This window comes from Desulfobacter sp. (assembly GCF_050177295.1).
This window is the reverse complement of the sequence record NZ_JBFXHE010000168.1, coordinates 1-9,009: the sequence shown is the minus strand read 5'-3', so window position 1 is coordinate 9,009 and position 9,009 is coordinate 1. Positions and strand designations below refer to the sequence as shown.

Annotated in this window: 8 protein-coding genes; 5 read left to right on the top strand and 3 right to left on the bottom strand. The window is 49.5% G+C overall.

The features are described from left to right. The 3 genes from AB7U36_RS12710 to AB7U36_RS12700 form a co-directional block, all read right to left on the bottom strand. A partial coding sequence (locus AB7U36_RS12710) for a DEAD/DEAH box helicase (protein ID WP_428160138.1) occupies positions 1 to 487 on the bottom strand: 487 nt, incomplete at its 3' end. 5 nt (positions 488 to 492) lie between these two features. After that, positions 493 to 846: a hypothetical protein gene (locus tag AB7U36_RS12705; protein WP_428160137.1), complete on the bottom strand. Its 354-nt coding sequence runs from the start codon at positions 844 to 846 to the stop codon at positions 493 to 495. Positions 847 to 1,203: 357 nt separating this feature from the next. Then, entirely contained in the window at positions 1,204 to 1,599 is a 396-nt protein-coding gene (locus AB7U36_RS12700) for a hypothetical protein (protein ID WP_428160136.1), read from the bottom strand. Positions 1,600 to 2,053: 454 nt separating this feature from the next. On the opposite strand from AB7U36_RS12700, the gene AB7U36_RS12695 reads away from it, so the two are divergent. The 5 genes from AB7U36_RS12695 to AB7U36_RS12675 all read left to right on the top strand — a co-directional run. Beyond that, positions 2,054 to 2,437 (top strand): hypothetical protein, encoded by a 384-nt coding sequence (locus tag AB7U36_RS12695; RefSeq protein WP_428160135.1) that lies wholly within the window; start codon positions 2,054 to 2,056, stop codon positions 2,435 to 2,437. A gap of 75 nt (positions 2,438 to 2,512) precedes the next feature. Next, complete coding sequence (locus AB7U36_RS12690; protein WP_428160134.1) at positions 2,513 to 3,577, top strand: efflux RND transporter periplasmic adaptor subunit; 1,065 nt, start codon at positions 2,513 to 2,515, stop codon at positions 3,575 to 3,577. Beyond that, a complete protein-coding gene (locus AB7U36_RS12685) occupies positions 3,574 to 6,714 on the top strand; it encodes an efflux RND transporter permease subunit (protein WP_428160133.1) in 3,141 nt (1,046 codons plus the stop codon). Before AB7U36_RS12690 ends, AB7U36_RS12685 begins: the two co-directional genes overlap by 4 nt. Then, positions 6,701 to 7,984 carry a TolC family protein gene (locus AB7U36_RS12680; RefSeq protein WP_428160132.1) on the top strand — a complete coding sequence of 428 codons (1,284 nt, stop codon included), beginning with the start codon at positions 6,701 to 6,703 and terminating at the stop codon, positions 7,982 to 7,984. The genes AB7U36_RS12685 and AB7U36_RS12680 overlap by 14 nt, the downstream gene beginning before the upstream one ends. A 154-nt stretch (positions 7,985 to 8,138) precedes the next feature. Next, on the top strand, positions 8,139 to 9,009 hold an 871-nt coding region (locus AB7U36_RS12675; RefSeq protein ID WP_428160131.1), incomplete at its 3' end, for a sigma-54 interaction domain-containing protein.

Here is a 9,009-nt window from a genome sequence, read left to right as displayed (position 1 = left end):
GATGGACTTCGTCGATGATCACGGTGCCTACCCGGGCCAGAAAGGCTTTGAGGCCGGCATTGCCGCTGCCCAGCATCACATCCAGGGATTCCGGGGTGGTGAACATGATGTCCGGCCGCTGGGTTCCTCCCTTTTTGATGTCCCCGGTGCGGATGCCCAGGATCAGGCTCAACCGCTCGGTGATGATGGGCTCAAACCGGCGCATGAGGTCCTTGGCCAGGGCCCGGGTGGGAATAATGTATAAAACCCCGTGGGCCCGGCCAGAGGTGATGACCCGTTCCAGGGCCGGGGCCAGGACGGCCTCGCTTTTGCCTGAGCCGGTGGCTGCCTGGACGATGAGGTCCCGGCCTTCAAGGATGGGGGCGATGGCCTCGGTCTGAACCGGCCGCAGGCCGGCAAAGGCCCCGTAAAAGGGACGGAAGGTGTTGGGGAGCCTTAAAAGGGGATCGGGCAGGGGGGCGGATGGCGGATCAGGGCCCTGGAGCATGGGGATCAGCAGGGCGCTTTCTGCTGTTCCAGATCCAGGAGCTTGACCAACAGCCTTAATAAGGTTGCCAGGCTGGTTTCAGCATTGGGAAAGACCATGGCCCCCATCAGGGCCCGGTAGACCTCTTTGAAGTCGTGGAAAGGGATCTGCCGCGGGTTCAGGTTGATATAGCTGACCACAAAATTATTTTCCAGGGCTGCGGCCCCCCGGTTAAAGAGCTGGTTGAGCTTTTCTTCTCCCGAAGTGAGCCATTGGACCCCCAGGGGATGGAACAGCCCCTCCCTGATACGTTCCACTGCCCTGCGGAGATAGAAATTTCTGGTGCCGTTGATCTGCGCGTTAAATGCCTTTTCATCCATGGTGTCGGTTCCGGTTTATGCGTCCTGATTTAAGAATCCCTATTTAATCGTCCCAGGTCCACCAGTTCTTCGGTTTGAAGCAGGGTCTGGTGGATATCACAAGGCCTCCCCCCTCTCTGTCAGAACTCCCCATCAAAGGGTCAAAATTGCTGCAATAATACCTGGATTAACACCTGATCGTCAACTTTCGAACGGCTTATATCTACTCATGAATAATTTTTCAACTAAAATTAGGGGCGGGGATGCAAAGTTTAGGGACAGATTCAACGTAAAAGGACCGCCTTTGCGCTGGTCCTTTTAGTCCTGTCGTGAACATTCATCAGGTGAGCGGGGATCTGTTAGTTGTTTTTGTTAATTTTAGAATTTAAGTTCAAAGGCAAAGGCCGCTTTCCAGAAATCCTCCACCGAACCGTCTGTCGCCTCGTTGTAGTCGGAATCTTCATCAAACATCATATACCCCAACTCCGTTGCAAAGACTAAATTTTTCATAATTTGATATTTGGAATTGAAATTGATTTCCAGCACCCTTTCGTCCTCATTGAGTAGAATATCGTCCGGAGACTGAAAAATCGAATCATCTGCGGTTCCCCCTGCATACATGATTTGAAACTCATGGGTCAGATTTTTTCCGGTGCGGATATCCTTGAGCTTAAATCCAACGGCCCACATGGAGACCGCATATGTGGAATCATAGGAATCAAACATATTGTCGTTGAATCGGCTACCGCCAAAGTAAGAACTGGTATGATTCAAAAGCCTTAAATCCCTTTCCGGAAAGGGATACGGCCCAAAGCAGTCCATTTATGACGAAATATAAAGAAGATAAATCCCGCGCCCAAAATTCGTTAAGACGATGTCCAGCATAACGTTACTTTACGCCGTAAAAATAGGGCATCTTTCCTAAAAAAATATTCAATTTTGAACGTTTAAACGTTCAATAAACACGTTAAGTGCATGGCTCTTTCTGCACAATTTTGATTCGATTTTAAAATTTTTTGTATGCAACTATCTTTTTTTATTATCCGGCTAACATTTTGTATTAAAAGCACAATACTTTACGTGGAAATTAAAATTGCGAATATATTCCTCCCCAAATCAGCATTACTTTTTAGGTTGGCACGGAATCTGTCTATGTAAGCATCTAAGGAACATTAAAATGTTTCGTAAAACATACTTTCAACAACCTTAAACACAAAAGGAACTCATCATGATCAAGAAATTTGTTAAAACCCTGATATTAACAAGTATTATGGTATCACTTTTTTTTACCTCAGCTTCAGCAGAAACCTTTGAGGGCACCATCCAGGGGGCCGACTGCGTCATCAACGGTATAAATTGCGCTGAAGACAGAACAGATCCCCTCCTGTGCATGGAGAAAAATTTTATTCTGGTAACCAAAGGGGGAGAGCACTTCTTCCTTCCCAATTTGTACCGATCTTTGAAAGAAAGCTACTACAAACAAAACGTGAGGGTGACTGGAAAAAGGAATGGGAAAGCCATCCTGGTCGATATCCTGGAGGTGCAAAAAGCCGATAAATACCGCTGCATCTGGGACCGTAAAAAGTTTGAGGATGATCTTTACGGCAGGTAATTATTCTCTGATTCTCCGGGACGAAGGGCCCATGTCCTTTGTCCCGGTAATTTTTTAAGCAAAGGTGAAACAGCCATGAAACACGTTACCATTCTATTGTCCCTGATTTTTTTCACCGTACCGGTATTCGGACAACCAGCCCTGGCCGGCCCGGCACCTGCCAAGGTTTTGACCGAAACGCTGGTGGAACAGGATAAAACCCAATTTAGCCCCATGCAGGGCATTTTATATTTTGACACGGCCTGCAATGCCTCCACCGAGGTGGGCGGACTGGTCAGTGACGTTTATTTTTCAAACGGTGCCACGGTAAAAAAAGGAGATATCCTGGTCCGGCTTAATACCGATTTTACCGACCAGGATATCCGGCTCAAACAAACACAGATCCAACGCCTTGACCTTCGTATTGAACATGCCAAAAAGGACCTTGAACGGTATGTCAAACTGCTTGACCAGGAGGCGGCCAGTGAAACGGATTTTGAACATCTGTCCTATGCCCATAAAGAACTGGTCAAGGAACGGGACGCTTTAAAGGTCAATCTTGGAAAAATCCGGTTAAAGAAAAATAAATGCGTTATCCGGGCACCCTTTGACGGGATTATTCTGGAAAAAGATGTTGACTTGGGCAACTGGATCCAGCCGGGAAAAAGCCTGTGTAAGATCGGCTCCACCGGGGATTTGTTCGTTAACGTCCCCGTCAATGAAAGCCTGTTGAAATTTCTTGAGCCCGGCACCCCTATAAGGGTGGTCCTTCATGCGTTTGACCGTGAGGTCACAGGGCATATGGAGGGAATACTGCCCCGGGCCTGCGAAAAAACCAAAAACGTTTCATTAAAAATCCGGATACCCGCCCAAGCGGCAGTGGCAGAAAATATGTCCGCCACCGCCTATATTCCGACATCACAAAGAAAAAAACTTAAGAAAATTCCCCGGGACGCCATTATTCGGCGCCAGGGAAAATCCTTTGTCTATACGGTTATTAATGACAAAGCAAAATCCCTTCCCTTAAACATCCTTTTTTTCAGAGGGGCATACGCATATACGGACACAGCCGATCTCACCGCAGGGATGGCTGTTATTGTTGACGGCAACCAGCGGCTGATGGAAAACCAGCCGGTGAACAACCTGGGAGGGCATCTATGAACCTGATCAAATATCTGGTTAAACGTCCCATTCCCGTTGCGTCCATCACCCTGCTCATTGCGTTTTTTGGGGTTCTTGGACTTCTCAACCTGCCCGTCCAGTTGACACCGGATGTGGAACTGCCCCAGATCACGGTCACCACCACCTGGAACGGGGCCACTCCCTATGAAATCGAAGGGGAGATCATTGAAAAACAGGAAGAAAAACTGAAAGATATTTCCGGGCTTATTCTTCTGGAGAGTTCCAGCTATAACAATTACGGGGAAGTGACCCTTACCTTTGATATCAATATGGAAATTTCCCAGGCGCTTCTTCATGTATCCAATAAAATGAACGAAGTGGAGGATTATCCTGAAAATGCCGATGAACCGGAAATAGACACCACAGGGGCGCAAAGTGATCCTGTACTCTGGCTGATGCTCAAAAAAAAGGGGACTGCCACCCGGGGGGTGAACCGTTTCCAGACCTTTTTTGACAACCGCATTAAACAAAAGCTGGAGCGGGTGCCTGGCGTAGCCTCCCTTTATGTGGCCGGGGGGACCGAGGATGAGCTTCACATCATCCTTGACCTGGAAAAAATGGCCCAGCACAATATTACCATTTCTCAGGTCCGGGAAAAGATTATCAAGGCCAATCAGAATCGGGCTGCCGGGGTGCTGGGCATGGCGGGAAAAGATTACCGGCTCAGAATCACCAGTGAGTTCCAGACACCCCGGGACCCCATGGATGTGGTTATTTTTGATGATGGCGTCAAGCGCATTTTTTTAAGGGATATTGCCCAGTCAACCCTTGGCTGGGAAAAAGAGAAGGTTTCGGTTATGCAGAACGCTTCCGAGGCTATTGTCATCGGGGTATATAAAGCGCATGGGGCAAACGTGCTGGATCTTCTTGATGATATGCGCCAGGTGGTAACAGGGCTTAACAACGGCATTCTCAAAGAAAAAGACCTTTATCTTGACTGGGGGTATGACCAGTCTCCCTATATCAGGACCGCGCTCTCCATTGTGGAAAAAAATGTCCTCATCGGCGGGATTCTGGCCATGGGGGTACTCTTAATTTTTCTTCGCAGCTTGAGCGCCACACTGATAACGGCCATTGCCATTCCCATCTCCGTTGCCGGAACCTTTCTGGCGCTTTGGGTCTGTCACCGGAACCTGAATGTGGTAAGTCTGGCCGGGATTTCCTTTGCTGTTGGCATGCTGGTTGACAACGCCATTGTGGTGCTTGAAAATATTGACCGGCACCGAAAAATGGGGAAATCCGCGTTCCAGGCATCTTGTGAAGGTGCCCATGAGGTGCTTGGGGCGGTTGTGGCCTCCACCTTGACCACGGTGGCGGTTTTTCTGCCGGTTATTTTTGTCAAAGGTGAGGCGGGTCAGCTTTTCAGTGATATTGCCATTGCCGTTACCGCGTCAATTCTTTTCAGCCTGTTTGTTTCCGTTGCCGTGATCCCTGTTCTGACCAACCGGTTTTATGCCATGGGCACCCCGGGAAGGCAGACCGCCGGATCTTCGCTCTGGCTGCCTGTGGAAAAAGTGGGAGCTGGACTAAAAAACGTTTTAATGTCCGGCTCACATCTCTCCTTAAGAAATAAATGGACCCGGGTCTTAACGGTGACAGGATTTACCGCCGCCGCGGTTTTGCTGGCTATGGTTTTGCTCCCTCCTGCGGAATACCTTCCCCAGGGTAATCAGAACTATATTCTCAACCTACTGATACCGCCCCCCGGTGCCTCGGTTGAAAAAAGAAAAGAGATTGGTAATTTTATCTACCGGGAAACCGCCGACTATTTTAAAGAGGACCAGAAAGACGGTGTGCCCATGCTCAAATATCTTTGGTACATGGCCACTGATAAGCTCAACGTGTTTGGTGGCATCTCCATCCATGATACCCAGGGCAGCCAGATTATTCCTTTATTTCAGAGGATTACCCAGGCCATTCCGGATATGTTTGGTGTCTGCTTTCAGGTGGGAATTTTCAACCACCGCATCGGGAGCAGCCGGGCCGTGGATGTCAGTATTTCCGGAGAAGAGATGGATCGCATTACCCATGCCGGGCACACCCTTTACCGGGCCATCATGAAAGTGATTCCCGGTGCCCAGATCCGGCCGGTCCCCTCCCTGGAATCCACCTACCCCGAGGTGCACATCAATCCGGTTAAATGGAAACTTGCAGCCAACGGGTTGACCGAGGAAGATTTTGCCCTTTACCTGGATATTATGATGGACGGATGCAAAATTGATGATTACGCCCCCGAGGGAAAACGGGAGATCGACCTGGTGCTTAAAGGGGATGACAGGCGTTTTACCTCTCCTGAAGCGCTCATGGACTGCCAGATCGTTACCCCCCAGGGCAAAAACATCCGGTTCCGGGATGTGGCAACCCTGGCGTACACCAGCGGGTTGGTCCAGATTGACCACCTGGAAAGGAATCGGACCGTGAAACTGGAAGTCAGCCCGCCCGAGGGGATAACCCTTCAGGAGGCCGCAGAAATGATCCGGGGACAGGTTCTTGCACCCATGCAGTCCGAAGGGAACCTTGACGGGACATCAGTCCGGGTCACGGGAAATGCCAACCGGCTCACCGAAACCCGGCAGGCCCTGCAATGGAATCTGCTCACAGCCCTGATTATCACCTTTTTACTTATGGCAGCCTTATTTGAAGATTTTTTCTATCCCTTAATCATCATGTTTACCATCCCCCTGGCTGGTGCCGGCGGATTCATGGGACTTAAGCTGGTCAATCTTTTTGTCTCCCCCCAGGGGTTTGACGTACTGACCATGCTAGGGTTTATTATTCTTATCGGAACGGTGGTCAACAACGCCATTCTTATTGTCCATCAGTCCCTGATCAATTTCAGAACCGGCCGGATGGCTGTTATCCCGGCCATTTCAGAGGCGGTGAGTACCCGTATCCGACCGATTTTCATGAGTGCGGCTACCAGCATTTTCGGGCTGTTACCTCTGGTGCTTTCCACGGGCTCAGGAAGTGAGCTTTATCGCGGTATTGGCAGCGTGCTTCTGGGCGGGCTGTCCGTTTCAACCTTGTTCACCCTTTTTGTTATCCCGGCACTGCTTTCTTTTTTCATGGGGCTGGAAAAGAGGGATAAAAAGGAGGCGACTGATGATATTCAATAAAAACAACCCGTGGTCAACGCCATCGGGGTACCTGGCTCTGGCGGCAGTTTTCCTGCTGGCTTTAGGCGCACCGGCTGCGGCTGTCACTTTGGATGAACTTATGGATACGGCCATGGACAAACGTGCCCTGATCAAGGCCCATGAGGCCATGTTTGAAAAAAGCGGACAAGAGGTTTTCCTGGTCAAGGGGCGTTTTCTGCCAACCATTGATCTGGGATACCAGTACAATAGTCTGGATCAGGCCGATCTGTCGGAGACCGAACGCAGTTTTTTCCAAAGCCGGGCAAGTGCCACCTGGAATCTGTTTTCAGGTTTCAAAGACATAAACGATCTGGATTCAGCCAAAAAACAGCAGGAAATCCGCCAGCTCATACTTAAGGGCGTCAAACAGGATATCCGTCTGGAAGTGGCCCTGGATTTTCTTGAGGTATTTGGTGCTGTGGCCAATCTGGAAGTGGCTGAAGATGCGTTAAGTCTTTATCGCAAGGAGCAGCACAATGTTGAATTAAAATACAAGGTAGGGGTGCTTAAAAAAAATGACTGGCTGAAAATTAAGGTGGAAGCAGCCAATGCGCTTCAGCAGGTCCACAAAGCCCGGGCTCTGCAGGAGCAGGCTGTCAATAACCTGGGGCTGAAAACCGTTACCCGGGTAAAGGCAACCCAACTGGATTTTGGTTGTTTTAACCATATTCCGGTTCTGGATGACCCGGCGCGTTACCAGACCCTTTTAATGGAAAACCGAAGTGAGATCCAGGCCCTTCGCTGCCGTGTGGAGGATTTTAAGATCAGCGTTAATTCGGCCAAAGCCCAGTTTTATCCCAAACTGGATCTTGTGTTCCAATACCTTACCCGTGATGACGGGCCAGGAACTTCCAATTCCGGGGAGGAATCCCGGATCATGCTCCGGGGCACCATAAACCTGTTTGACGGATTCCGTAAAAACCGGGAACTGGGAAAGGCCCGCCTGGACGTGGTTAAAGTCCGGGCCGACCTCACCGAACTTGAACGGGAGATGACCAACCGCCTGGATAACCTTTTCCTGGATTTCAATGTTTCCTTGAAAAACATGGATGTGGCTGACAAAAGCCGGACAGAGGCCCAGGAAAATCTTCGCATCACCCGGCTGGCTTTTGAAAAGGGCATACTTACTTCGACGGATTTGCTGGATGCCATTTATTATCTGTCCAGGGCACGCTTCAAGCTTGTGGACAGCCGGATCACCATGTTTCGAAACCACTTTCGTATCTTAAGAATGGTTGAAACCCTTTGATATTTACAACCTGCAAAGGGCCATATGTCAGTAGACGGCCCTTTGCAGGCATTTTACTTTACGCGCACATTTTGGAAAAAAGGAGTTCAGGCTTGACACAGGATTATTTTAACGATACCCACCAAGTGTTTAATCTGAATTTAAGGAGAAATGCATGATGCCTCCCGATGACTCCCCGGTGGTTCCCCGTGGAGAAAAACCGCAAAAAGCCAATGCCTACATTGGTATATGCCCGTTTAAAGGCAAGCACCAATGCGGAAATATCATCGGGCAGAGCCAGGCCATGAAGCAGATTCACACTGCCATTTCAATGGTATCCGCGAGCAACGCCTCTGTGTTGATCCAGGGAGAGAGCGGCACCGGAAAGGAACTGGTTGCCCGGGCCATCCATTGCTACAGCCAAAGAACCTTTCATCCCTTTGTCATCATCAATTGTTCGGTTTTTAGCGAATCGCTTCTTGAAAGTGAGCTGTTTGGCCATGCAAAAGGGGCATTTACCGGTGCCCTGACCGAGCGGATCGGCCGGTTTGAAGCCGCAGACGGCGGCACTGTTTTCCTGGATGAAGTCGGTGAACTGACCCCTTATATGCAAATAAAACTGTTACGGGTACTCCAGGAAAAGGAATTTGAACGGGTAGGGGAAATCGAAAAACGGCAGGTGAATATCCGGGTACTGGCCGCCACAAACCGCGACCTGCGGATCATGGTTGAACAAGGCACGTTTCGTGAGGATCTTTACTACCGGCTCAAGGTCTTTCCCATTAATATACCGCCCTTGCGTAAACGCAAAAAAGACATTCCCACCATTGTGGATCATTTCATCAAAATGCAGAACCGGGAAGGTGGAAAGAAATTAACCGGGGTCAAGGAAAACGCCCTTAAACTGTTTATGGACTACCCCTGGCCGGGGAATGTCCGTGAATTAAGAAATGCCATTGAATACGCCTTTGTGGTCTGCCAGGATCAACAGATCGGCATCACGGATGTTCCCCAGGAAATCAAAGCCTTTGAATGTAATCCCCTTC